Genomic DNA, 467 nt, shown 5'->3' on the forward strand with positions numbered 1-467 from the left:
GCAGTGGCCCGGGCCGTCGACCAGATAGCGTCCGCGATTCCATGCCGCGCTGTGTTCGGCCAGCGGCGTGAGCGGCTCGCCATGCAGAAACAGCAGATTCCAGAACGACACCAGCGGGCGGATGTTCATCGGGAAGTTCATCTGGTTCTGCCGCGCCGGGGCGTGTACGGCGGGGCCGCTCATCAAGTAGGCATAGGCGTCGGCGATGTCTTCGGAGCTCATGCGCCGGTAGTGCACGTAAGGAAACGCCGGGTAGAGAAAGTGGCCGTCGCGGGCAATGCCTTCACGCATCGCCCGCTCGAAGGCCGGCAGTGACCATTCGCCGATGCCGGTCTGCGCATCCGGGGTGATGTTGGTGCTGTACAGCGTGCCGAACGGCGTCACCAGCGGCAGCCCGCCAGCCAGGTATTCGCCGCCGGGGCGGGTATGGCACACCGCGCAGTCGCCGGCCTCGACCACCCGTGCGC

At 67.2% G+C, this 467-nt stretch carries 1 protein-coding gene; it reads right to left on the reverse strand.

Annotated features, from left to right (window positions below):
• Nucleotides 1-467 (reverse strand): c-type cytochrome (locus J5M71_RS28015; protein ID WP_207838835.1); only part of this gene is annotated, 467 nt, incomplete at both ends.

Source organism: Pseudomonas sp. 43(2021) (assembly GCF_017490805.1).
Lineage (GTDB): Bacteria > Pseudomonadota > Gammaproteobacteria > Pseudomonadales > Pseudomonadaceae > Aquipseudomonas.